Source organism: Dissulfurispira sp., from assembly GCF_036745535.1.
Taxonomy (GTDB): Bacteria; Nitrospirota; Thermodesulfovibrionia; order Thermodesulfovibrionales; family Dissulfurispiraceae; genus Dissulfurispira.
The window spans coordinates 20,479-44,026 of record NZ_DAIOFX010000009.1; the positions used below are offsets into that span (position 1 = coordinate 20,479).

General features: G+C 42.9%; 30 protein-coding genes. 18 read left to right on the plus strand and 12 right to left on the minus strand.

Annotation, left to right across the window (positions count from 1 at the left end; translation table 11 throughout):
* Nucleotides 1-25 precede the first annotated feature (25 nt).
* The 13 genes from murD to V7L97_RS03525 all read left to right on the plus strand — a co-directional run bounded on the left by murD (nucleotide 26) and on the right by V7L97_RS03525 (nucleotide 15,240).
* Complete coding sequence (murD, locus tag V7L97_RS03465; protein ID WP_333653422.1) at nucleotides 26-1,453, plus strand: UDP-N-acetylmuramoyl-L-alanine--D-glutamate ligase; 1,428 nt, start codon at nucleotides 26-28, stop codon at nucleotides 1,451-1,453.
* A complete protein-coding gene (gene ftsW, locus V7L97_RS03470; RefSeq protein WP_333653424.1) occupies nucleotides 1,450-2,718 on the plus strand; it encodes a putative lipid II flippase FtsW in 1,269 nt (422 codons plus the stop codon). The genes murD and ftsW overlap by 4 nt, the downstream gene beginning before the upstream one ends.
* Nucleotides 2,719-2,760: 42 nt before the next feature.
* Nucleotides 2,761-3,876: an undecaprenyldiphospho-muramoylpentapeptide beta-N-acetylglucosaminyltransferase gene (gene murG / locus V7L97_RS03475; RefSeq protein ID WP_333653426.1), complete on the plus strand. Its 1,116-nt coding sequence runs from the start codon at nucleotides 2,761-2,763 to the stop codon at nucleotides 3,874-3,876.
* A 148-nt stretch (nucleotides 3,877-4,024) separates the two neighbouring features.
* On the plus strand, nucleotides 4,025-5,413 hold the full coding sequence (gene murC / locus V7L97_RS03480) for a UDP-N-acetylmuramate--L-alanine ligase (RefSeq protein ID WP_333653427.1): 1,389 nt from the start codon (nucleotides 4,025-4,027) through the stop codon (nucleotides 5,411-5,413).
* Nucleotides 5,413-6,330, plus strand: a complete 918-nt coding sequence (gene murB / locus V7L97_RS03485; protein ID WP_333653429.1) for a UDP-N-acetylmuramate dehydrogenase — start codon at nucleotides 5,413-5,415, stop codon at nucleotides 6,328-6,330. The genes murC and murB overlap by 1 nt, the downstream gene beginning before the upstream one ends.
* A 490-nt stretch (nucleotides 6,331-6,820) precedes the next feature.
* Nucleotides 6,821-7,891 (plus strand): hypothetical protein, encoded by a 1,071-nt coding sequence (locus tag V7L97_RS03490; protein ID WP_333653430.1) that lies wholly within the window; start codon nucleotides 6,821-6,823, stop codon nucleotides 7,889-7,891.
* A 95-nt stretch (nucleotides 7,892-7,986) separates the two neighbouring features.
* The gene (locus V7L97_RS03495; RefSeq protein WP_333653431.1) at nucleotides 7,987-8,814 is read left to right on the plus strand and encodes a Fic family protein; all 828 of its coding nucleotides are present in this window, start codon (nucleotides 7,987-7,989) and stop codon (nucleotides 8,812-8,814) included.
* A gap of 86 nt (nucleotides 8,815-8,900) precedes the next feature.
* The gene (locus V7L97_RS03500; RefSeq protein WP_333653432.1) at nucleotides 8,901-9,839 is read left to right on the plus strand and encodes a D-alanine--D-alanine ligase; all 939 of its coding nucleotides are present in this window, start codon (nucleotides 8,901-8,903) and stop codon (nucleotides 9,837-9,839) included.
* A gap of 4 nt (nucleotides 9,840-9,843) precedes the next feature.
* Nucleotides 9,844-10,602 (plus strand): cell division protein FtsQ/DivIB, encoded by a 759-nt coding sequence (locus V7L97_RS03505; protein WP_333653434.1) that lies wholly within the window; start codon nucleotides 9,844-9,846, stop codon nucleotides 10,600-10,602.
* 3 nt (nucleotides 10,603-10,605) lie between these two features.
* Nucleotides 10,606-11,895 carry a cell division protein FtsA gene (ftsA, locus tag V7L97_RS03510; protein WP_333653436.1) on the plus strand — a complete coding sequence of 430 codons (1,290 nt, stop codon included), beginning with the start codon at nucleotides 10,606-10,608 and terminating at the stop codon, nucleotides 11,893-11,895.
* 2 nt (nucleotides 11,896-11,897) lie between these two features.
* Nucleotides 11,898-13,217 (plus strand): cell division protein FtsZ, encoded by a 1,320-nt coding sequence (gene ftsZ / locus V7L97_RS03515; RefSeq protein WP_333653438.1) that lies wholly within the window; start codon nucleotides 11,898-11,900, stop codon nucleotides 13,215-13,217.
* A gap of 7 nt (nucleotides 13,218-13,224) precedes the next feature.
* A complete protein-coding gene (locus tag V7L97_RS03520; protein ID WP_333653439.1) occupies nucleotides 13,225-14,877 on the plus strand; it encodes a radical SAM protein in 1,653 nt (550 codons plus the stop codon).
* A gap of 135 nt (nucleotides 14,878-15,012) precedes the next feature.
* Nucleotides 15,013-15,240, plus strand: coding sequence for a hypothetical protein (locus tag V7L97_RS03525; protein ID WP_333653440.1), 228 nt, complete (start codon nucleotides 15,013-15,015; stop codon nucleotides 15,238-15,240).
* Here the strand turns inward: V7L97_RS03525 and V7L97_RS03530 are convergent.
* The 11 genes from V7L97_RS03530 to leuC form a co-directional block, all read right to left on the minus strand.
* Nucleotides 15,237-15,695 (minus strand): RidA family protein, encoded by a 459-nt coding sequence (locus V7L97_RS03530; protein ID WP_333653441.1) that lies wholly within the window; start codon nucleotides 15,693-15,695, stop codon nucleotides 15,237-15,239. The two genes, V7L97_RS03525 and V7L97_RS03530, sit on opposite strands and share 4 nt — an antisense overlap.
* Nucleotides 15,696-15,708: 13 nt before the next feature.
* The gene (locus tag V7L97_RS03535; protein WP_333653442.1) at nucleotides 15,709-15,972 is read right to left on the minus strand and encodes a DUF5647 family protein; all 264 of its coding nucleotides are present in this window, start codon (nucleotides 15,970-15,972) and stop codon (nucleotides 15,709-15,711) included.
* Nucleotides 15,965-16,282: a DUF7718 family protein gene (locus V7L97_RS03540; RefSeq protein ID WP_333653443.1), complete on the minus strand. Its 318-nt coding sequence runs from the start codon at nucleotides 16,280-16,282 to the stop codon at nucleotides 15,965-15,967. Before V7L97_RS03540 ends, V7L97_RS03535 begins: the two co-directional genes overlap by 8 nt.
* Nucleotides 16,283-16,360: 78 nt before the next feature.
* Entirely contained in the window at nucleotides 16,361-16,711 is a 351-nt protein-coding gene (locus V7L97_RS03545) for a hypothetical protein (RefSeq protein WP_333653445.1), read from the minus strand.
* 15 nt (nucleotides 16,712-16,726) lie between these two features.
* Nucleotides 16,727-17,242 carry a hypothetical protein gene (locus V7L97_RS03550; protein ID WP_333653446.1) on the minus strand — a complete coding sequence of 172 codons (516 nt, stop codon included), beginning with the start codon at nucleotides 17,240-17,242 and terminating at the stop codon, nucleotides 16,727-16,729.
* 63 nt (nucleotides 17,243-17,305) lie between these two features.
* On the minus strand, nucleotides 17,306-17,740 hold the full coding sequence (locus tag V7L97_RS03555; protein ID WP_333653447.1) for a hypothetical protein: 435 nt from the start codon (nucleotides 17,738-17,740) through the stop codon (nucleotides 17,306-17,308).
* Between the two features lie 136 nt (nucleotides 17,741-17,876).
* Nucleotides 17,877-18,296, minus strand: coding sequence for a tetratricopeptide repeat protein (locus V7L97_RS03560; RefSeq protein WP_333653448.1), 420 nt, complete (start codon nucleotides 18,294-18,296; stop codon nucleotides 17,877-17,879).
* Between the two features lie 18 nt (nucleotides 18,297-18,314).
* Complete coding sequence (locus V7L97_RS03565; RefSeq protein ID WP_333653449.1) at nucleotides 18,315-18,761, minus strand: YbgC/FadM family acyl-CoA thioesterase; 447 nt, start codon at nucleotides 18,759-18,761, stop codon at nucleotides 18,315-18,317.
* 136 nt (nucleotides 18,762-18,897) lie between these two features.
* Entirely contained in the window at nucleotides 18,898-19,095 is a 198-nt protein-coding gene (locus V7L97_RS12870; RefSeq protein ID WP_442891738.1) for a DUF5618 family protein, read from the minus strand.
* Nucleotides 19,023-19,271: a DUF5618 family protein gene (locus V7L97_RS03570; RefSeq protein WP_333653450.1), complete on the minus strand. Its 249-nt coding sequence runs from the start codon at nucleotides 19,269-19,271 to the stop codon at nucleotides 19,023-19,025. The genes V7L97_RS12870 and V7L97_RS03570 overlap by 73 nt, the downstream gene beginning before the upstream one ends.
* 19 nt (nucleotides 19,272-19,290) lie before the next feature.
* On the minus strand, nucleotides 19,291-20,550 hold the full coding sequence (leuC, locus tag V7L97_RS03575; RefSeq protein ID WP_333653452.1) for a 3-isopropylmalate dehydratase large subunit: 1,260 nt from the start codon (nucleotides 20,548-20,550) through the stop codon (nucleotides 19,291-19,293).
* A 146-nt stretch (nucleotides 20,551-20,696) separates the two neighbouring features.
* On the opposite strand from leuC, the gene V7L97_RS03580 reads away from it, so the two are divergent.
* The 5 genes from V7L97_RS03580 to V7L97_RS03600 all read left to right on the plus strand — a co-directional run bounded on the left by V7L97_RS03580 (nucleotide 20,697) and on the right by V7L97_RS03600 (nucleotide 23,242).
* Complete coding sequence (locus tag V7L97_RS03580; protein ID WP_333653454.1) at nucleotides 20,697-21,455, plus strand: hypothetical protein; 759 nt, start codon at nucleotides 20,697-20,699, stop codon at nucleotides 21,453-21,455.
* An 85-nt stretch (nucleotides 21,456-21,540) separates the two neighbouring features.
* The gene (locus tag V7L97_RS03585) at nucleotides 21,541-22,140 is read left to right on the plus strand and encodes a dynamin family protein (protein ID WP_333653456.1); all 600 of its coding nucleotides are present in this window, start codon (nucleotides 21,541-21,543) and stop codon (nucleotides 22,138-22,140) included.
* A gap of 52 nt (nucleotides 22,141-22,192) precedes the next feature.
* The gene (locus V7L97_RS03590) at nucleotides 22,193-22,402 is read left to right on the plus strand and encodes a hypothetical protein (protein WP_333653457.1); all 210 of its coding nucleotides are present in this window, start codon (nucleotides 22,193-22,195) and stop codon (nucleotides 22,400-22,402) included.
* Nucleotides 22,365-22,955: a hypothetical protein gene (locus tag V7L97_RS03595; protein ID WP_333653458.1), complete on the plus strand. Its 591-nt coding sequence runs from the start codon at nucleotides 22,365-22,367 to the stop codon at nucleotides 22,953-22,955. Before V7L97_RS03590 ends, V7L97_RS03595 begins: the two co-directional genes overlap by 38 nt.
* Nucleotides 22,956-22,978: 23 nt before the next feature.
* Nucleotides 22,979-23,242, plus strand: a complete 264-nt coding sequence (locus tag V7L97_RS03600) for a hypothetical protein (RefSeq protein WP_333653459.1) — start codon at nucleotides 22,979-22,981, stop codon at nucleotides 23,240-23,242.
* A gap of 27 nt (nucleotides 23,243-23,269) precedes the next feature.
* Here the strand turns inward: V7L97_RS03600 and V7L97_RS03605 are convergent.
* Nucleotides 23,270-23,548, minus strand: a 279-nt coding sequence (locus V7L97_RS03605) for an alpha-isopropylmalate synthase regulatory domain-containing protein (RefSeq protein ID WP_333653461.1), incomplete at its 5' end; no start/stop codon positions are given.

The window sequence follows — 23,548 nt, forward strand, 5'->3', positions numbered from 1 at the left end:
AAAACACAGCGAGGTCGGGTATAAATTGACAGATGTAAAGGGTAAGAAGGTTACCATTGTTGGCCTTGCCAGAAGCGGCGTTGGCGCAGCCAATCTCCTTTCTAAACTCGGCGCCTTAGTTACAGTAACAGACAAAAAAAATATCAGGGAACTCGAAACGTTCCTGAAAAAACTTAATCCTGATATTAAACTGCAACTCGGTAATCATCCCGCGGAGTTATTCGAAAATACAGACCTTATTATTGTAAGTCCGGGCGTACCTTTAAATATCGCGCCTCTGAAAGCAGCGTCGGAAAAAGGGATAAAGATAATAGGCGAACTGGAACTGGCTTATCAAATAATCAAGGGTCAAGGGGAGGGAACATCTTGCCCCTCTTTTTTAGCAATAACCGGAACCAATGGAAAATCGACAACTACTGCACTCCTTTACGAGATGGTAAAAAACAGCGGGTTTAATGCCATTGTCGGCGGTAACATAGGCAATGCGCTTACAGAGGAAATTTCAAATTTCAAATTTCAAATTTCAAATTTTGACTACATAGTTGCCGAGATATCGAGTTTTCAGCTCGAGACTATCGATGCATTCAGGCCAAAAGGTGCAGCAATACTCAATATAACACCTGACCATCTGGACAGGTACCATTCAATGTCCGATTATATCGATGCGAAATGCAGGATATTCCTGAATCAAAGGTCAGGAGACTTTCTGGTATTGAATGCGGATGACCCGGCAACTGAAGAGATAGAGAAAATAGGCAATAGGCAATGGGCAATAGGCAATAGACCGGAGATTTTTTACTTTAGCAGAAAAAAAGAGGTTAAAGGCGCTTTTTACAAAGACGGTTTAATACGCTTTAATATCCCTGAAGTTAAAGCCCATGGCCTATCGCCTATAGCCTATTGCCTTGATCCTTCAACCTTTAAAATTAAAGGCGTCCATAATATCGAAAATGCCATGGCTGCTTCTTTGATGGCGCTATTGTCAGGCTGCAGTGCCGATACCGTAATCAGTACACTGAAAATCTTTCCGGGACTTGAGCACAGGCTTGAGTTTGTCAGGGAAATAGACGGTGTAAAGTTCATCAACGATTCCAAGGGAACCAATGTTGGGGCTGTTATAAAATCCCTTGAGAGCTTCAGCGAGCCTGTAGTGCTTATTGCAGGCGGAAGGGATAAGGACAGCGATTTTACAATTTTGAGACCGCTTATTAAAGAAAAAGTTAAGTCCCTTGTCCTTATCGGTGAGGCAAGGGACAAGATAAAAAAGGCAGTGGGGGACGTGGCAAAAGATGTTTTTATGGAAGAGGATTTTAAGGCAGCGGTAATAAAGGCAAAGCAGGCAGCCTCTCCAGGAGATGTGGTTTTGCTATCGCCTGCGTGCGCTAGTTTTGATATGTTCAGGGATTTCGAGGACAGGGGGAGGCAGTTTAAAAAGGCGGTAATGGAGCTATGAAGCAGCAGTATGACAAATGGATATTGTTTATTGTACTTCTCCTTATATTAATCGGTCTGATGGCTGTATATAGCTCTACATCTGTGATTTCCCCTGACATGGTGGAGAAGTACCGGAAAAAAGGCGTGGTCATAAGTCAGTTCGGCTTTCTGAAGAAGCAGTTGTTTGCGGTTTTGCTGGGTTTGATCGCCATGTTTATTGCATATAAAGTGCCCCTGCAATATCTGAAAAAAATGTCCATACCCCTGCTTGTTGTATCGCTTGTCTGTCTAATATTGGTCTTTACAAAACTGGGCGTTACTGCCGGAGGAGCAAGGAGATGGATAAGGATCTGGCCGTCCACATTCCAGCCTTCGGAGCTCGTGAAGCTCTCGATGGTTATATTCCTTTCATGGTACATGAGCCTTCCGAGTTACAGGAAGGACAAATTTTTGTCGTTTGCCATTCCTGTAGGGATAATGGGAATGTTTCAGGTTATATTCCTAAAACAGCCCGACTTCGGCGCTGTCATGAGTCTCGGCATACTGACAATAGCCATGCTCTTTTTATCAGACATAAGATTGCGCTATATATTATCCCTCGGCATCGTTGCCATCCCTGTCATTTTCAAGCTCATATCAGAACCGTATCGATGGAAGAGGGTTGCGGCATTCCTCGATCCGTGGAAGGACGCCCAGGGCAGCGGGTTTCAGCTTGTCCAGTCATTCATAGCCCTCGGAAGCGGAGGCATTAATGGGGTGGGATTGGGAGAAGGAAAACAGAAGCTCTCATTTCTGCCCAAGGTACATACGGATTTTATATTTTCATCGATCGGCGAGGAATTGGGTTTTATTGGCGTGGTTTTTGTGGTCTTTTTGTTCTTTATGCTGTTTATCAAAGGCATTTCAATTGCAAGGAAGACATCTGATACATTCGCATATTACCTTGCATTCGGCATATCCATAATGATAGCGGTTCAGGCTGTTATCAATTTCGCTGTTGTCACAGGGATGGTCCCGACAAAGGGGCTTCCCCTGCCGTTTATAAGCTACGGAGGCTCGTCGCTCCTTGTCAGCATGACAGCCATAGGATTACTGTTGAATGTCTCTAAAATGCAGTCCGCCAAAGACGGAACAGAACACAGGACGCATGCTATGAACAAACCTGCAACTGATGCGACGGTTTCTATGCCATCCCGTGCCCGATATAAACTGTCTGCTGATCAACAATCACGATGGCAGAGGGGACGGGGATATAGAAGATATAGTAAAATGAAAAGGACATAGTTTTTTATCATTTTACTAAAATAGCATGGCAGGGCAAACCTTATGAAAATAATAATTGCAGGCGGTGGTACGGGTGGACACCTCTATCCCGGCATCGCAGTGGCAGAAGAGTTCCTTAACAGGAGTCAGGAGCCAAAAGAAAGAATACAAAAAAGTGACATAATCTTTGTCGGGACAGAGCACGGGATAGAGTCGCGAGTTATCCCAAGAGAAGGTTATCCCATAAGGTTTTTAAAGGCAGAAGGACTGGTTGGAAAATCCTTATTTAAGAAAATCAGGGTGCTTATTACATTTCTTTTCTCTCTTTCAGGCGCTTACAGAATCCTCAGGTCGGTAAGGCCGGATGTCGTCATCGGTGTAGGCGGTTATGCATCTGTGGGCATGGTGCTTACAGCACATTTTAAGGGTATCCCAACAATAATACTCGAACAGAACTCCGTGCCTGGATTTGCAAATAAGCTCCTCGGTAAATTCGTGGATGCAATTGCCCTAACATATCAGGAGAGCATCTCTTTTTTTCAAAAAGAGAAATCATATCTGACAGGAAATCCCATAAGGAAACAGATACTGCAGCAAGATGAAAACAAGGCTTACGGATTGTTCCCCCTCGAAAAGGAAAAATTCACTGTGTTTGTGTTCGGCGGCAGTTCAGGTGCAAAGAGCATAAACAACGCAATGGTAGAGGCATTGAATTACCTTCTTGATTTAAGGCAAAACATCCAGTTCCTCCACCAGACAGGAGAGCGCGATTATGAAACCGTGAAGGATACTTACAGGAGGCTCGGCTTTAACGGCATTGTAGTTCCTTTTATATACCAGATGGCAGAGGCCTATTCCATAGCTGATATGGTCATCTGCAGGGCAGGGGCAACAACCCTGTCAGAGATTACAGCCATAGGCAAGCCAGCCATATTGATACCGTTCCCCCATGCAGCGTCAAACCATCAAGAGTCTAACGCAAGAAAGCTCGAAGACATGGGGGCTGCACGTATGATACTCGACAGGGAGTTGCGAGGCGAGGTGCTGGCAGATGCTATAAGGGATTTCTATGTTGATGAGAAGGCGAGGAAGGAGATGCAGAAGGCAGCTCTGGCGTTCGGAAGAACGGATGCGGCAGAAAAGATCGTGGATTTAGCGATGAGCTTGATAAAGAAATGAATTCAAAACATAAAACTAAATTGAGCGATTCTGTATTCAGATTTGTAAGGCAGGTGCTGCGGAAAGAGGATGCACATGAACGAGGACTTTTTAAAGTCTTGTAGCAGTGCCTGCCTTGCAAAATCGTTCAATTTAAACAGGAGTTAAAATGTTCAATAAATACAGGATAATTCATTTTGTCGGCATCGGCGGCATTGGAATGAGCGGTATCGCAGAGGTGCTGCATAACCTCGGATATGAGGTCACGGGCTCGGATATAAAGGAATCAGAGACGACCAATAGATTGAGTAACCTCGGCATAAAGATATTTATAGGGCATAATGGAGGAAATATAGATAGCGCCCATGTCGTTGTTATATCCTCTGCTGTCTCTGCCGATAATCCGGAGGTTTTAGAAGCGAAGCAGAGGTCTATCCCTGTAATACCGAGGGCAGAGATGCTTGCCGAACTGGGCAGGCTTAAATACGGAATCCTCGTTGCAGGCGCTCACGGTAAGACGACCACAACATCGCTTATTGCAACCATGCTCGGCGAAGGCGGACTTGACCCGACAGTGATTATAGGCGGAAAGCTCAAGTCCATGGGAAGCAATGCAAAGCTGGGACAGGGCGACTATATTGTGGCAGAGGCAGATGAAAGCGACGGCTCTTTTCTTAAGCTCAATCCAACAATTGCTGTTATAACCAACATAGACAGGGAACACATGGATTACTTCACGGATATGGATGTATTGAAACAAGCGTTTCTATTATTCATAAACAAGATACCCTTTTACGGGATTGCGGTTGTCTGCATGGAGAATGAATATCTCAGGGAGATAATTCCATTAATCCAGAGGAGATACCTGACCTACGGATTATCCGAAGATGCGGACATCTATGCGAGGAATATAGAGCATTCAGGCATAAGGATGAGCTTTGAGGCAGTATATAAAGGAAAATCGCTGGGGATGTTCACCCTTCCTGTGCCCGGAAAACATAATGTACTGAACAGCCTGTCGGCAATAGCCGTTGCCATGGAACTGCAGATCCCTGTGGATGTCATTGCAAAGGCATTGGGCAATTTCAGCGGAATACAACGCAGATTCGAATTTAAGGGCGAGGCAGGGGACATCAAGGTTTTTGATGATTACGGACATCATCCTTCAGAAATAATGGCTACGCTCAAGGCAGCAAGGGAATGCTTCAACGGCAACAGGGTGGTCGTTTTATTTCAGCCCCACAGATACACACGCACAAGGGATTTGATGGATGAGTTTGCAATGAGCTTCGGCAATGCGGATAAGCTGTTTTTAATGGACATATATCCTGCAAGCGAAAGGCCGATTAAGGGAATAAACTCGGAAGTCCTTGCTCAAAGGATACGAGGCACAGGATTTGAAAATCTGACCTATATTCCTGACAGGAAAGAAATGATGGAAAGGGTAGCGTCTGAGCTGAAACAGGGGGATGTGCTCATAACCCTCGGTGCAGGCGATGTGTATAAGATGGGAGAAGAGATACTGAATAAGTTAAGGAGCGTTGGAGTAATGAAGTAATGGAGTATGAAGTTTTAAAGGAGTTTTGTATTTCCAGAAACATCGACATTCGGTTCAACGAACCCATGTCAGCACATACCTCTCTTAAAATCGGCGGCCCTGCCGATGTTGCATTATTCCCCGATGAAACCTCCCTGCCTGAACTCATAAAAAATCTTACCAAAGAAGAAATACCGTATGTTGTTATCGGTGGCGGCACAAATGTGCTGATAAAGGACAGAGGTATCGATGGTGTTGTGATTTTCACATCGAAGATGAATAACATTACGCTGAACGCTGAACGCTCAACGCTTAACGCTGAAGCTGGATGTTTGCTCCAAAAAGTTATCAATTTATGTATTGAGCATGGACTTTCTGGGATGGAAGGGCTTGCAGGCATTCCTGGTTCTATGGGAGGCGCAATTGCCGGAAATGCAGGCTCATTCGGATGCGAGATAAAAGATGTTGTTAAATCGGTTAATCTATTAATGCCTGATGGAGGCATAAAAGAATTATCTGCAAGTGACATGGGCTTTCAGTATAGGAGCGCAAATATTCCTTCAGATTCTATTATTCTTAGCGCAGTCTTATCCCTTAAAAGAGATGAACCGTTTGAAATTAAAAAAAGGTTTATAGAATTTATCAATGAAAAGAAATCAAGACAGCCTGTGTCAAAGCCATCCGCAGGATGCGTATTTAAGAACCCAAAAGATATTGCTGCAGGCAAGCTTATAGATGATGCAGGATGCAAGGGCATGAGGGTTGGAGACATAGAGGTCAGCGAAATGCATGCCAATTTTTTTATCAATACTGGAAAGGGAACAGCAGATGATTTTCTTAAACTTATGGATATGGTGGGCAAAAAGGTGAAAGATAAATTCGGGATTATTCTTGAGCAGGAGATAAGGATTATAGGAAGAAGTGGTTATATCCGATAAAAAACACAGCCGGATTTGTTTAAGGATGTCTGGATAACCGCAGGTGTTTTTTTAAGCCATTATCTGTTAGAACGTATGCCGGATGAGGGGATTGAGATTGTGGAGGGGAAGGAATGAACAATGTACAAGAGAAAAAAGGACTGGACCATTTTCTGAAGATATGAACCAAAATAAAATACTTGATAATTTGCGGAATATGTCTAAAATTCCCAAGCATGGAACAGACGAGTATAAACAATGGCTTGAACAAAGAGATTTTTTACAGTTTTTGTTAAACACTTGTATTGATGAAATTCCCTTATATGTTTCATATAAAGGAGCTTATATTTATTCTGCAACACTGCCGCAAAGCTGTTTGAGACATAATTATGTTGATGATTTAATGCAATGGGACTGCCGTCCTGATTATTAAAAAATGCTACTCCCATATTTGTTTTTAACGAAATCGGTGTTATTACGGTTTTTCGATAGAACTATTTGTAATGATTGGATGAAGTTTAGTGAAAAAGACAGACAAGAATCTAAGTTCCATGACAAGAGAAACGGAATTCATGCGCGGCGAGGTATTGCATTTGATAAAGAGAATTTACCAACAGCGGGCTGGCTGAGAGGATTTCAAATTATCCGCAATCATCAGCCACGCAAAAAAATGATAAAGATTTTGGCCGGTGAATATTCAAAGCCTCAAAAATATGAAAAATTTATTGCTGATGATTGGAAGCATAACAAAATTGCTTTATGTTCATGCGACCCCAAAAAACTTGGTAATTATTTTGGAAAGTCAGATAAACCTTATGCGACATCTCCCGCATTTTTTAAACCCGCTGTCTTATTGAAATACAAACAAAACCCAGAAAAATACACTCTTGAACAACGGAGCATTAGCTGCAGGGGAAGTTGGGGTTTAAAAACATACGATATTAACGAAGCAGGTCAAGTCCATACGTATTTATGTTATTTAGGAGATCTCCCGCATTCAGAACAGCTTTATTGGAAATCGTATAATGAAGGACCAAAAGCTAAAATATCGAAGAGAGCTTTCACAACAGATTTCATGGGAACGTGGGATTTATCGTATGAGCCTTTATCTGCATTAAAGAAGTCCCTGCAAGAATTAGAGCAAACTAAAGTTGAGCTTTGGTCATGTGCCAATAAGAAACTGTATCAACAACTCAATTATCCAGTTACCGATGCGGTAAAAGAGTATGCAGATGAAATTCATACATTAGACAAACTTGTAATTGAAGATTTCAGAAGGCCATACATAAAGAAAATTGCCATATCTATGAATTGTGATGACAGCAAGCTCGGCACCATAAAATTGTTAAGAAAGATTCTTGAAACAAAAGGAATAGATAGTTATGAAATCAACGAAATCATATCTCCTTTGGATGAGATTCATTTTTTGAGAACAAAATTAGCTGGACATAGCTCTGGAAAAGAAGCTGATAATATCAGAAAAGATCTGATTGCAAAGCATGGAGATCTCAGAAAGCATTTTTGTAACCTTGTTGAAAAAACAGATAAAGCCATAAAAGAGCTTACGCGTATACAACTATAAAAGAGGCATAAAAAATAAAAAACGCACACCGTCGTGCAGAGGGCTGGAGATATAAATTGTGGGTGGGGAGAACGATATAAATCGAGGCTATTGCAATGAAAACCGATAAATGGCAGAATAAAGACAAGGAAGGAAAAGATGACAAAGGCAAAGATAAAAAAAGCCCAGCAAGGTCTCGAAAAGTGGCAGGAAAGCCGCACAGATATAAGCTCACTGAGGAAGGCGTATCAAAAGAAGGTTTTGGACTGGGTAGTGAAGTCTATGGAGTTCGAGAAGGAGCCGGTGAGTATAAACCGTCTAAAGAAGCTTCTCAGGAAAGGGAAGACAGCACACGTCTGATAGATTCAACTCGTTACCTTGAGACAGCAATAAAGACCTATTCCGAGGTTTCCGAAATTCTCGCAGTATTTGTTGCAAAGACGATTGAAGCTCTGATCGAAAAGAATCCGCCAGATATAGATATTACTTCAGAATGGATATGTAAAATCCACAATGATATAGCCGGCTCGCTTTTCCATGACTGGGCAGGAAAATTCAGAGATGTAAATGTACAAGTTGGAACACATATTCCACCTCCATATTTTGAAGTCCCTGTTTATATGCGTTTATACTGTGAGGACTTAGCTGCAAGGCTTCTCACTCTTAGAGAGCAAAGAGATATAGAAAAAATTTCCGAGTCCCTTGCATATGCAGACTGGCGGTTTCAGTGGATTCATCCGTTTAAGGATTTTAATGGACGGGTTGGGAGAATCCTGTTGACGGCATTGCTTTTCAAACTAAGACTTCCGCCTGCTGAGACGGCATCTGTAGATCGCGCTGGAAAAGAACGATACATAAGGGCACTGCATGACGCAGACGCAGGCGATTTATCATTGCCTACAGAGATATGGATAGAAAGGCTTTCAAAGGCGTTCAATGAATAGAGAAAACTTGTCAGGTCTATGGGATTGGAGATATTATGCGTTTCCCTGATAAAATAGGAGGCAATAAATTTGAGGGGTAATGATTCATGATAACAGACAAAAGAATAGGGGTTCTTGCAGGAGGGACATCTGCCGAGAGGGAGGTTTCCCTTAAAAGCGGCAATGCCATTTATAAGGCATTGCTGAACCTCGGCTATGATGCTGTTTTTATAGATGTATCTGACAATATCTGCGAGGACTTAAAGAGGGAAAATATCGAAATAGCCTTTCTGGCGCTACACGGCGGGCACGGTGAAAACGGCGCTATACAGGGTCTCCTTGAGGTGATGGGGATTCCATATACAGGCTCAGGTGTTCTGTCATCTGCCCTTGCCATGGACAAGGAGGCATCAAAGAAGATATTCCTTTATCATGATATTCCTGTATCGCCTTTTGTAGTTGTAAACAGAGAGCAGTTAGGTGAAAGGATAAATCCTCAATTGATAACCGCTGTTGTCGATTTCCCTCTGCCGTGGGTTGTAAAGCCTGTTGCAGAAGGCTCGAGCATAGGCGTAAATATCGTGAAGGGAGAGGAAGATATAGACGATGCAGTGCAGAGTGCATTTTCATACGGCAGGAAAATAATTATTGAGAAATACATAAGTGGCAAAGAGATACAGATAGGCGTTTTGGGACAGACCGTTCTTGGAGGCGTTGAGGTGAGGCCGTCAAAGGAGTTTTACAGTTACGAAGCGAAATATACGCCTGGTCTTACGCAATACATACTGCCTCCGGAGATTGACGATTATGCTTATGAAACGCTTAAGGATGTTGCTCTGAAGGCGCATAATGCCCTCGACTGTAAAGGCGCCACAAGGGTTGATTTCATCCTCGATGAATCCAATGAGCCGTATATCCTCGAGGTAAATACAATACCCGGAATGACAGAGACGAGCCTTTTGCCGAAGATAGCAAAACTCACGGGACTCGAGTTTCCCGATCTAATAGAGGAGATATTGAAGCAGACATTGTTAGACAAAGATTAAGGCCATGAACATAAACAGGAGAAACCTGAGGTCATTGCAGAGGAAAAAGGAAAGTAAGAAGATAAAATTCGTTGTCTTTCTTTTTTTGATTTTTGTTATTGCCTTTTCTGCTGCATATTTTTTAATCAAAAACCACATGCTGGTCAGGGATATAGCCTTCGAGGGGAACCATTACCTTAAAAACGATGAGCTGAAGTCGTTGATCAATATCGAGAAGGGAGACAAACTTTTCGGCATTTCTGGAAAGGAGCTTTACAAGAGGCTCAAGTCATCTCTGTGGATAAGGGATGCAGTCATTAAAAAAGAGCTTTCAGGAAGGGTGCTGATAAATGTGACAGAGGCGGTCCCTGTTGCCATCCTGAGCATAGCAGGCAGGCCGTATCTTATAGACAGGGAAGGGAACATACTCGAACCTATGAAGGAAGGAACAGTCCTGTTCCTTCCGGTTATTAAAGATATCGACTATAAGAACAATAGAGAGGCATATCTGGAAGCAGTCAGGTTTGTGGATGTGCTTCATAGCAGAAGGGTTGTATCTTACGACGGCGCTATCGAAATAACAGGGCAGAGGCCTGAAGACATTACATTAAAGCTCGATAACATATCCATAAAGATTGGCGCCGGCGATTTCGATAAAAAACTGGAGCGGCTTGAATTTGTGAGGGACGAGATAGAAAAGCGGAATATGTCTGTTGAATATATAGACCTGCGGTTCGCAAATAAGATAATAGTGAAGCCAGTAGGCAGCGTCGAAGGGGAATGAGAAATGGCAGCAGAGAAGAGAAAGAGAAATAGCAGTGTTATTGTCGGACTCGATGTAGGCACGACAAAGATATGCGCTATTGCAGGAGAGGTTACGGAAGATGGAATAAATATGCTCTCTGTGAGTTCGCACCCGTCCAACGGCCTTAGAAAAGGCGTTGTGATCGATATCGAGGCTACGGCGAATTCCATAAAGAAGACTGTCTCTGATGTCGAGGAGCAGACAGGCATCAGCGTCAGGGAGGTGTATGTAGGCATTGCAGGAAGCCATATAAAGAGTTTCAGCAGTTACGGTGCTGTGGGCATAAAGGGCAAGGAAGTAACGAGCGAGGATGTGGAAAGGGCCATAGATTCTGCAAGTGCCGTGTATGTGCCCCTTGACCGGGAAATACTCCATGTCCTTCCCACTGATTTCATCCTCGACGGACAGGATGGGATAAAAGACCCTGTTGGCATGGCCGGCGTCAGGCTGGAGGTAAAGGTTTATATCGTTACAGGTGCTGTTGCATCCGTACAGAATCTCCTGAAATGCTGTGAAAGGGCCGGGCTCGAGGTCGTGGATATAGTCCTTCAGCCCCTTGCATCTGCAGAAGCGACATTGAACAACGATGAGAGGGACATGGGTATAGCCCTTGTGGATATCGGCGGTGGGACAACCGACATTGCCATTTACAGAGAGGGATGGCTGAGGCATACGGCAGTATTGGGCATAGGAGGCAATCACTTTACAAACGACATATCGGTTGGACTGAGGCTGCCTTTTAACGAGGCAGAGCGTGTTAAAAAAAGATACGGCTCTATCGTCCCAGAGATCGACAATGCCGAAGTAGATGTTGTGGCTATTGACGGACAGGTGAGGGGAATACCCCGGAAGTATATTACGGAGATACTCCAGCCGAGATGCGAAGAGCTTCTCGAGCTTGTCAGACAGGAGATACATGCCGTGCATAATAACGGCATTGCCGTGTCCGGCGTTGTTCTTACAGGAGGGTCTTCATTGCTTTCGGGCTTTGACAGGATGGCAGAGGCGATCTTATCCATGCCTGTTCGGATAGGGTATCCGCATTTGTCGCATCAGAATTTTTCTCATCAGAATTTTTCTGGGGATGGTCATGGAATGCATGTGCTGAAGGGAGAATTCAACAATCCAATGTATGCCACAGGTATAGGACTCGTGCTGTACGGTATCGGGTCTGTAATGCCTTCCGAAAGAGGTGGCTTTTCTTCTGATCTGTTTAGCAGGGTTTTAAATAAGATGACAGGATGGTTTAAGAAAATAGCGGGCAGGAGGTAATCATGTTTGAGCTGGAAGATGTAGGGAGACTGGTTGCAAAGATAAAGGTGATAGGTGTCGGAGGCGGGGGCACCAATGCCATAAACAGCATGGTTGCAGCGAACCTCTACGGCGTGGAGTTCATCACTGTTAATACGGACAGCCAGCATCTCGATGCATCCCTTGCGCCTGTGAAGGTAAAGATAGGCACAAGCCTTACAAAAGGGCTTGGAGCAGGCTCCAACCCTGTTATCGGCAGGCAGGCAGCCATTGAGGATAAGGACTCTCTGTCAGGATGCATAGAAGGGGCAGACATGGTCTTCATCACGGCAGGCATGGGCGGCGGGACAGGCACTGGCGCAGCACCTGTCATTGCAAATATTGCAAGGGAGATGGGTATCCTTACGGTTGCAGTAGTGACAAAGCCTTTTTATTATGAAGGCAGGAAAAGGGCAATAAATGCAGAGGAAGGCATAAGGGAGATTAAGAAGTATGTGGATACCTTGATCGTTATCCCAAATGACAGGATCCACCTTGTTGTTGAAAAGGGCACCCCGTTGCTTAAATCCTTTTCTATAGCAAATGATGTCTTAAGGCAGGCAATACAGGGCATATCGGATTTGATACTCATCCCCGGTCTTATAAACCTCGATTTTGCAGATGTGAAATCAATAATGGAAAATGCAGGAAGGGCTGTTATCGGTATGGGGACAGGAAGCGGCGAGGGAGGAGCATTTGATGCAGCAAAGAGGGCGATATCCAATCCCCTTCTTGAAGAATCTTCCATAGAAGGCGCAAAGGGCATACTCATAAACATAACAGGCGGGCTCAATATGTCCATAGATGCTGTTCAGGAGGCCTCGTCACTGATTTATGACTCTGCCCATGATGATGCAAACATTATCCTTGGCGCTGTTATAAATCCCGACATGGAGGATGATGTGAGGGTAACAGTTATTGCCACGGGACTTGAGGACAGGGTGGAAAAGGCAGAGCTGCCGCAGGTCAAGAAATGGATGCCCACGAAAGACCCTATAAACCTTAAAGGCTCAGGGAGGGTATTGTCCAAGAGCATAGATATGCCTTCAAAGGAGCAAAGCCCTGTTGAACAGAATCCTGTAAAAGAGCCTACCAGAGAGCCGGCCAAAGATATGGCCAAGGATATGGCCAAAGATATGGAAGCCATTGCAGAAGATACACAGGATAAAGAGCCTGAGAGGAGTCTTCTAAATTTCCAGGAACAACCGCAGGAAGAACAGAGTCCTGTTTTAAACAAATCCATCCTTCCGCAGGAAGATATTTATGACATACCGACTTTTTTGAGGAAGAAGATGGGGGAATAATAGTTGAGTGAACCGCAAGCTCATCGAAAAAGCTGACGATCTTCTTTCAAAGGAAAAAGGCACTATCTTTAAAGACCCCGGCGGGAAGATAAATATATGCCTCGTTTATCCCAATACATATCATGTTGGCATGTCGAACCTTGGATTTCAGGGCATTTACGGCCTTCTCAATAGAAGAGATGATGTTGTTTGCGAAAGGGCATTTCTGCCTGATGAAAGGGATATCGAAGAATATATAAGGACAGAGACACCTGTATTTTCCCTTGAATCCAAAAGGCCGTTAAACAGATTCGATATGGTTGCATTTTCTATCTCCTTTGAAAATGACTATCCGAATATTTTAAAGATACTCGATATTGCTAAAATTCCTTTCAGTTCATCAGAAAGAAACGAATATCATCCCCTCCTGATTGCAGGAGGAGTCTGCTGTTTCTTCAATCCAGAGCCCATAGCTCCAATCTTTGATGTTATCTTTATTGGCGAGGCAGAGGAATCGCTGAATGAGTTTCTGGAGAGGTTAAGGGACAAGTCGAAGACCCACGGGGGTCAAGGGACAAGGGATGAAATGAAAAAAGACCCATTAAATATTGAAGGTCTTTATATTCCTGAATTTTATCAGACCGATTACAACAATGACGGAACAATATTAAAAAGGGTTCCCATTAATAATGCACCTGAAAAAATAAAGAGGAGATACATTAAAGATTTATCCATTTCTCCTATAACAACCACAATCATCACTCCTGAAGCCGAATTTTCAGAGATGTACCTTGTCGAGGCTATGAGGGGATGCCCGTGGAAATGCAGGTTCTGCCTTGTGGGTCATATTTACAACCCTACACGGAAAAAGGATCTGGATACCATTACAGTGGAAATAGAAAGGGCAAAGGAGATTACTCCAAAAATAGGATTAATCGGCCCGTCCTTAACGGATTATGCGCACATCAAAGATGTCTTATGCATCGATGGTGTTGATTTCTCCATAACCTCTTTGCGTGCAAGTGAAAAGAGTGCTGAGCTTGTTGAGCTTCTCAAGGGGCACAAGAGTGTGTCTATTGCTCCGGAAGCCGGCACAGAGCGGATGAGAAGGGTTGTCAATAAAAAGATTACGGAAAATGACATTCTTGACACATCGAAACTCATATTAAATGCAGGGATAGAGAATCTGAGGCTTTATTTCATAATCGGGCTTCCAACAGAGACGGATGAAGACGTCTCAGGGATTGTTGAGATTGTAAAAAAAGTGAGGAGAATTTCGAACAAGGGAAATATAATATTGAGCATCAGTACATTTGTTCCAAAGCCGTTTACTCCATTTCAATGGCATCCTATGGAGAGGCTTGATTCTGTGAAAGAAAAGCTGAAGTTTATTAAGAAAGAATTGAGGGATGAGAAAGGTATTAAGGTCTTTCACGATGTGCCGAAGTATGCACATATGCAGGGGCTTTTTTCTATGGGTGACAGGAGGGTATTTAGGGTTTTGAAGGCAATGGTTAAGACAGACGACTATAAAGCTGCATGTTCCGAGGCAGGGGTAAATATAGATTTTTATATATTCAGAAAGAAAGACTTTAATGAAATACTGCCGTGGGATTTTATAGATACAGACATATCGGAAGAAAAACTATGGAATGAGTATTTAGAGGCTATGAATGTATAATACCTATGTTAAGCGATTTTATATATGTCAGGCACTGCTTAAAGACTTTAAAAAGTCCTCGGCAGCACCTGGCATATATTTTTAGATTAAAATCGTTCAACTTAGGAAAAAACTAAATATGAGGAGGAATGGAAAATGCCTGAGATAGAAGATATTGCCTTTAAGATTTCTGCTACCTTTGAGGACAATTACTTTGTTATCCCGAAAAGAAATGCCTTTAATGCAGTATTCGATAAGTATTTGTCTTTAGCCGACCCAACTGCATCGATGGAACCGTATGAGGCCATAGTTGCGCTTGGATACAGGTTTCGTCCTGAATTCGATGAGATGGTGAAACAGTTAAAAGAGCTTGGTTTGATTTAAATCACTTCAAAAATAAAATCTATCTCTATAGGCGAGTTTAGAGGAAGCACGGAGACGCCGACTGCTGCACGTGCATGTCTGCCTGCCTCGCCGAATATTTCGAACAACAAATCGGATGCAGCATTTAAGACCTTCGGCTGTTCTGTAAAGTCAGGAGCAGATGCAACATAACCGTTCAATTTAACGCACCTCTTGATTTTATCGAGACTTCCAAGATGGAATCTCAGGACTGACAGGGCGTTTATAACACATTGTCTTGCATCTTCCTGCGCATCCTGCAAAGATACGGATTCCCCGACCCTTCCAGTCCTTAAAAGTTTACCTTCTCTCAATGGCAACATGCCGCTAATGAATAGGAGATTGCCTGTCTGAACGCACGGCACATAAGAGCCAAGAGGCTTCGGAGCCTCAGGAATCGTGATGCCAAGTTTTTTAATTTTGTCTTCTATGCTCATAGCGTGGTTGTTGTTATGCTGCAGCCCCTGCCAGACTGATTTCTTCGATAGAGGAGTGCTTTCTCCATTTTTTTACATATACATAAACTACCGGCTGGTCTGCTTCTCGATTTCTCAATGATGTCTCTTCATGCCATTTATTAAAATCGTCTTCTCCTTCGACTTGGAATATAATCATGGCATTAGCAGGTATCTTATCTGCAAAATTTTCATTTTCCATCAAATATCTATGGAATTCTGTTGAAATCATTGCCAAAAAATTAGTGTAGTTACCCATCGCTTACTCCTTTTAAAAACTCTTGTTTATATTTTAACCAATTTTCATTGATATCCCAATCCCCGTATGTTAAAGCGCTCTCATAGCTGAGATCTAACCTTATCTTTGTCTGATTGCCGTGCGCATTATATTTGTCCATATGAGCGAACTCGTGGGAACAGTCATATCTTACCGCTACTCTCCACTCATCCTTAACCCTTAGCTCTAATTGTACAGCAAAATATGTAACCTTGCCCCTTTCTGTTTCGTGATAGTGGCGCTTTCTTGCTCCGTCATCAAAAATGACCACAAAATCTACTGTCTTGGGCAAATAAAAACCTCCGCGCTGGAAATCACCGAGAGGCGGGCCGTTTCCCGCCGATTCGGTGATTTGATTGGTTATGGGCACTTATTTGACTTCAGTAATTGCATCATCTTGAACCCAATAGGAAACTTCAAACCCAGGTACATCAATTTTCGTGCGGTACCAGTAAAATGATTTTTCCAATACGCATACTTTCTTCCCTGATGGTATCCCTGATACCGATTTTTCTGCTATCAAAGCTTTAAGTTTGCTCTGGTCGTTATTCTTGATGGCTGTATCCATTTCATTGTATTTATCAGGATTTACAGCTCTATAAACACCTGATTTTGTAATCGCAACCTTTTCGAGAGGACACTCCGCAAAGGCTATACCAACCAAAACAGATACGGTTAAAGCTATGATAGTCTTGCCTATAACTATAACTTGCTTTGTCATTTTCTTCTCCTTAGATTAAAGCTGTGACGCCTCTTTTTGTTTCTTTTTCTGTTGCTCCTTAGAGCTTTGGTCTCTGTACGTTTTCATTAATTCTTTATGGATATAATTCATCTCCATCGTAAAACTCAAATGAGGTGCATCGAGTGTTACTTCTGTGTTACCGTCTAAAAACTTGGCTGACCTATCTCCTACAAATGGGATATTTGAATTGACAAGTCGATACTTACCCTTTAAGATCTTAAAGAGGTAATCGAATTTTTCTTTTGGCAGAGTGGTCAAAACTGCAAGTAGCTTCCCGTCCTTGCTAAAAATAATGCGGCAGCTTTGAAGGCCGTCAAAAGATAGTCCAGCTACATCGAGGTCATACATTTCACCGTTACTATACCGATTGATTCCGACAAATTTGGCTTTGTATTTTGCTTTCACATCACTAATCGTAGCCTTGCCGATTTCAAGTCCAAAGGGTGAAGGCTCAGCAATCGCAAGACATGGGAAAAACAGCATTAAAACTACTACTAATAAATTTCTCATAGTCTCTCCTCCAACGGTTTATTATTGCTATCTGTCAATGACCATAGCTGCTTTGTTGCAGTGCTAACTCTCCTTCAATAGTTTTACTGCCTGCAAAACCCGGATACCACGGAATAGCATATACAGGCCAGCTAATAGAAAAACTGAAGCAATGATTTTCGGCAAAATGCCGAAGAATGGATTTGAAAAGGTGCTAAAAATCATAACGCTTGCTACCGGAAAGATGACTCCGAATAGGAACATTAAAAAATATCCTTCGTTCCCTTCAGTGTGAGAGGTAAGATTCCGGTATGCAAATGCATAGAAGACTCCTCCACTGCTATTCCCTGCTACAATAACGTTATCACCTTCATTAATAATTGGTGGTTCGCTGGACTTAACTTTCACTGTCCTCCCATCAAGCTGAAATATGCAGATATGTGTTGTTGTTGTTACATCACCGCCACTGACGTCAATAGTATTCCTGACCTTACTTGCGACGCCCCTTATTGTTTCCATTTCTTTATGCCTCCTCATCCCATAACATTGTCTTTTATGCTACTGCGTATTTAAATTACTCATCGTTTCTCCTGTTATAATTTCTAATACATACATTTGACGAATCTTGCATGTGACATCCTTGAGGACAATTCATTTATATTTTATCGCCTGTCATTACTTTTAGTCTTGGTATTTTTTTAGTTTCAGGCCCAAGCATTACAATCTTCTCAAGTTCTTCAATAAACGAATCAGAACATGAGATATTTCCGAAGCCTGTATCTTTAAAAAGAAGCATATTATCTTTACTTGCCCTGCAATTTTCTAACGCCTCCTTATAGTCTTTCTTTTTATATAGGGCTACAGCAAGGTGATATTTAAGTGTTGCATTAGGAAAAGAGTCTATTGCTTTACGTAGATTCTCAGCCGCTTTGCTGTAATCTTCTAAAACCAAATAGATTAGGCCCTTATATGCAATTGCTTTTCTCTTTGGGCCGCACGGCACATAAGAGCCAAGAGGCTTCGGAGCCTCAGGAATCGTGATGCCAAGTTGTTTTAGTTTATTGTCTATTGTCATATGCGCCTTGCTTTTGCCTTATTTTATCATAAGGGCTTTGTTTTTACACTTTGAAAACCCAGTTAACGGCGTTGTCCCAATTTGTCTTAAACTTCTAAAGTTTTCGGGAAAGCGGGTCGGCTTGCCGTTTCTGTCTATGCAGGCAAGGGTTACCAGCGCTTCTGCAATCAGCGTATCGTCTTTAAGAACCCGGTGTTTTATGGTCATCGAGGCATTTTTGAGTTCCGTGATTCCGGTTGTTATAGTGATGACATCCCCGAGCCTGGCGGATCTTTTGTAATGAATATCGACGTGGGTTACTACAAAGAAATAGCCCTGATTATGCATTTCAGCTATATTGATGCCCTTGTCCGCAAGGAACTCCGTCCTCGCCCGCTCCATGTAGCGGAGATAGTTTGCGTAATAAACTACGCCTCCAGCATCGGTATCTTCGTAGTAGATTTTTAATTTGATCTCATGCGCCATGCGTTTCCCGAAGGATAAAACATTTTATAAACGGTGTTCAAGCAGTTCTTCATGAAGAGGGACAACGACCATTTAAATCCTCGAAAACCGTACAGACTGACAAGCGTTTTATGGGACAGCGGACATTTGCACCCCTTTATTTCAACTTCTCTATAAACTCTTTAGCGCCTTTAAGCGCCCCTTTAACGACGTCAACCCTGTGCAGCATGCCGCGGTAATAGCCTGCAATGTGGAGTTCGTCATAGAGATCGTCAAACTCTTTTAAAAGTTTGCCGTTATGAACTGAAATATATTTTTGGAGTGCCTTGCGGTATTCTTCAACTTTTTTTGTAATTCTTTTTTTGTCAGTCCTTTTTTGAGAAGATGCTCTTCAATAGCCTTCAATACGCCGAGATATGCCACACCACAGGCTGACTTAACATATTTTTCGTTAGCATAGCGATTCCCCTCAATTGGAGACTTGTGTAATAATTCTTTTGCATTTTCAAGGTATCTGACAGGCTCTTTCATTTCTCCATTATAACCTATTTTACAGCCCCAGTTCCTCTGGCACTCCGATCCTTCCCAGCACTGCCGTTGCTGCTGCCACTGCCGGGTTTGATAGATACACCTCACTTTCGGGGTGTCCCATTCTTCCCACAAAGTTTCTGTTTGTTGTTGCCAGAGCCCTTTCGCCCTTTGCGAGGATTCCCATGTGTCCGCCGAGGCATGGCCCGCATGTCGGCGTTGAGACAACCGCCTCTGCATCTATGAATATATCGAGCAGCCCTTCTTTCATTGCATCTTTGTATATCTGCTGTGTTGCAGGGATGACGATCATCCTCACATTTGGATTCACCTTTCTGCCTTTAATAATTTGTGCAGCCTCCCTTAAATCTTCGAGCCTTCCATTGGTGCATGAGCCGACAACTACCTGGTCTATGGTGATTTCGAATAATTCGGCTGCAGGTCTTGTATTTGAAGGAAGGTGAGGGCATGAAACTGTTAAAGGTATCTTTGAGCAGTCGTATTCTCTGATTTCCACATATTTTGCGTCTGCATCAGAAGTATAAAATTTATACGGTCTCTTTGCTCTGCTTTTTACATATTCCTCTGTTATGCTGTCAGGAACGATTATGCCGCTCTTGCCTCCAGCCTCTATTGCCATGTTGCACATTGTGAGCCTTCCGTACATGGGCAGATTCCTGATGGTCTCCCCTTCAAATTCCATTGCCCTGTATAATGCACCGTCAACACCGATGTCGCCTATTGTATGAAGAATTAAATCCTTGCCTCCAACCCATTTATTGAGTTTTCCATAGTAAATGAATTTCATTGATTCGGGGACTTTGAACCAGCATTCGCCTGTTGCCATAGCAGCGGCCACATCCGTTGAGCCTACGCCTGTCGCAAAGGCGCCCAGAGCGCCGTAAGTGCATGTATGGCTGTCAGCGCCGATGACTAAATCGCCGGGAACGACAAGACCCTGTTCAGGCAGTAATGCATGCTCAACACCCATCCTTCCTATTTCAAAATAGAGACCGAGATGGTAATCCTTTGAGAATTCCCTCAGCATCTTGCATTGTTCCGCAGCCTTTATATCTTTCTGAGGCGTGAAGTGGTCGGGGATAAATGCCACCCTGTCTTTGTCGAATACATCCTTTGCCCCTATCTTTTTAAATTCCTGTATTGCGATAGGTGCGGTAATGTCATTTGCAAGGATGAGGTCAACCCTTGCATTTATTAATTCGCCGGCAGAAACCGCCTTTTTCCCTATGTGTGCCGCAAGTATCTTCTCGGTAATAGTCATGTATCCTCCTGAAAGTTAATCGTTTCCGCAAAAAAAATGGAAATTATTATATCCTTATAAAAGGCATATTGACAAGGGGATTCTGTGGAGAATTGTTAGACTCATTTTTATGATGTATAATTGAGTCGATAGCCGGGGGATAAGATATGGATGTCCTTAAAATAAAAGGAGCGCTGTATACCCAGAAAAGATCCAGCAGGGAAGCTGTCTCCCCTTTATTGAACAGAAAAGTAATACTCCAGGACGAGATTCCTGTCTTTCAATTCATGGATAATTCAGGCGCCGACGGAAATTCCATCCATAAGATCAAGGTGGCAAGGGAAATAGTATTCGATTTTGAGACTTACCTGAAACATAAGCCTACAGGTAAAGCAGTGTTCATGCCGCAAAGCCTCAGCGAATTGATAAGTTACATTGACGAGAAAGAAATGCCTGACTACAGTCTTGTGCTGGATACCGAAGATAAAGATATATTAAGCGAGATAATCCAGCAGATGCTCTATCTCGATATAGACATGGAAGTAATGCTCAAGAATGAAGAGTCCGATAGAAGGGAAATGGAGTTTTTCGGTGAGATATTCGATGACTTAAAGGGGAATCTGGAGAAGGCAAAAGAGCAGATAAGTCTTAAGCAGAGCAACCGGGCAATTAAAGAAGACAGGGATATTGTTATAAAGACCCTGTCCGATATCGGGGATATGCTCGTGGATATACACGGAAAAGACCTGAAGGTGGCCATTATGGCTCTGAAAAAATCAGGCAAGAGCGTAATAGTGAATTGCCTCCTTGGCGAGGAGTATGCTCCTGCCAGTGCCGAGCTTCCCACATTCAATTCCTGCATATACAGAAAGAGCGTAGACAGCACCATATCGTTGAATTATCATGGCCAGCAGATGATTTTTTAAGAATCCGTTCGAAATAAAGGAATACATTCTCGATGAATTCAGAAGTGCACATGCCGATAAAAAGAGCGGCTATATCCTCGATGATATGGAGATCCGCTATGTGCCCAATGCCGATAGCCTGTGCAGCTATACGATTATAGATACTCCTGGTCCTGATCTGGCAGGAAGCGACCATAAAAGAGTTGCTTACAAATGGATCGGAGAAGCAGATGTGGTGGTTTTTATCGTGGATTATGCAAAACACCTCACAAAGAGCGAGGAGGATTTCTTCAGAGATATAAAGGCCGCATTTGAGGAGCACAACAAGATCTACTCCTTTATAGTCGTAGTCAATAAACTGGACCTCATGTATTTGAGCGAAGAGAAGAAGTCTGCAGTGCGGTTTATAGATTTTCTGCGTTCTAAACTAAAGGGATTGAGCTACAGGAGATTTATCGTACTGGGCATTTCGGCACTGCAGTATTTTTACTCGCAGAAGGCACTCCGCATCAAGGAATGTGCGGGTCTGGATACAGATGATGGATACATGCTGCGTGAATGCCTGAATGCCTCTCTGAAGCGGTATCAGGGAATGGAAGAGATGACAACCCTGTCTTTCATCGACAACCAGATAAGAAATCTATTGTGGTTTCACGGCAGGGAGGGGGCAACCCTGAAAACCCTCATGGAAAAAAAGCGGGGTTGAGCAGCTCATAAAATACATAAACTATATTGCAGTGGAAAAGGCATCTATCGAAATGTTTAAACAAAAGGTGTCCCTCATAGATCGGAGGCTTGCAGGAACAAAGGACACTATTTCCAGTCAGATAGTAAAACTCGGGGAGAAGAGGGAACAGCTTGAGAAGGAGATGTCCGGCATAAGGCAATTTTATGAGGAAGTCACCGGAGCAATGAAGGAAAGGGCTGCATTTGCCAAAGATACGGGCAGCATGGAAAAGGGATATTAACCTTGCCCATAAGTCCATGCTGCTCATAATCAACGGGAATATAAACAATATTATGAAGCGATTGACAAAGGTTCTGACATCCCTTTCCAACGATGAACTGATTTTATTGCAAAACGGCAATAATCTGCGTGCAGTTGATGAGATATCCGGTGAAATAAAAAGGGGTTCGGTGGAGAAAAACTATCTCCAGGTAATGGGCAAGTATGAAAAGTATATAAACAGCGATATATCCGAAAAGGAAAAGGCCGTTCAGGAACAAAACAGACTAATGCAGTCAAAGGTAATGGAGTATAATGAGTATGTGAAAGATGCGGAGAGTCAGAATATACATATAGCACTGCCTAAACTCCAGCCATCTTTCAGTAGTTTTGACTTCCCTCGGATAGCCCTGAAATTTGACAGCACATTCTACCCCCACCTTTTTAAGGGCAGACTTTCGAGGAAGAGGGGTTTAATGGGCGCATTATTGTTGATCTTTTCGTTGGGGCGGATAAATCAGAAGACAGGAAAATTTAAATTCGATGATATAAAACTGAAAAAGGCACTTTTTTGATCAAGAAAAATCTGGAGGAGTCCATGCAAAAATGGATATCCGAGCAAAATACGGAATTATTGTCCCATATAGACATGCATCTCGATGCCTTAAGCAATGATGTATCAGAGGAGATGGAGAGGGTTATCAATAGCTATAAATCGATCTTTGACGGCATAATCAGCGAACTGAAACACTCGATGGAAACGATAGAAGCGAGGATAGAGTTTCTTGAAGGTGCAGGAGCGTCTATGGAAAGATTCTGCAGTTCATGGAATGAGTTCAGAAACAGACAAAAAGAGGCATGATGAGGCACTGAAGCTCTGGAAAGAAACTTATCTCTTTCTTGCGGCGAGTTTGTTCAAAGCGTTAATATACGCCTTTGCAGCGGCAACGATTATGTCTGTATCAGCCCCATGTCCCCTTACTGTACGGCCGTCCTCTTCAAGGGAAACGACTACCTCTCCGAGTGCGTCCATTCCGCCGGTTACACTTTTTACCTCGAATTTCAGAAGATTGCTTTTTGTATTGGTAAGGGATGCAATAGCCTTATAGACAGCATCAACAGGGCCGTCGCCATGCTCCATTTTTTCGACAATATTGTCGTTGACCCT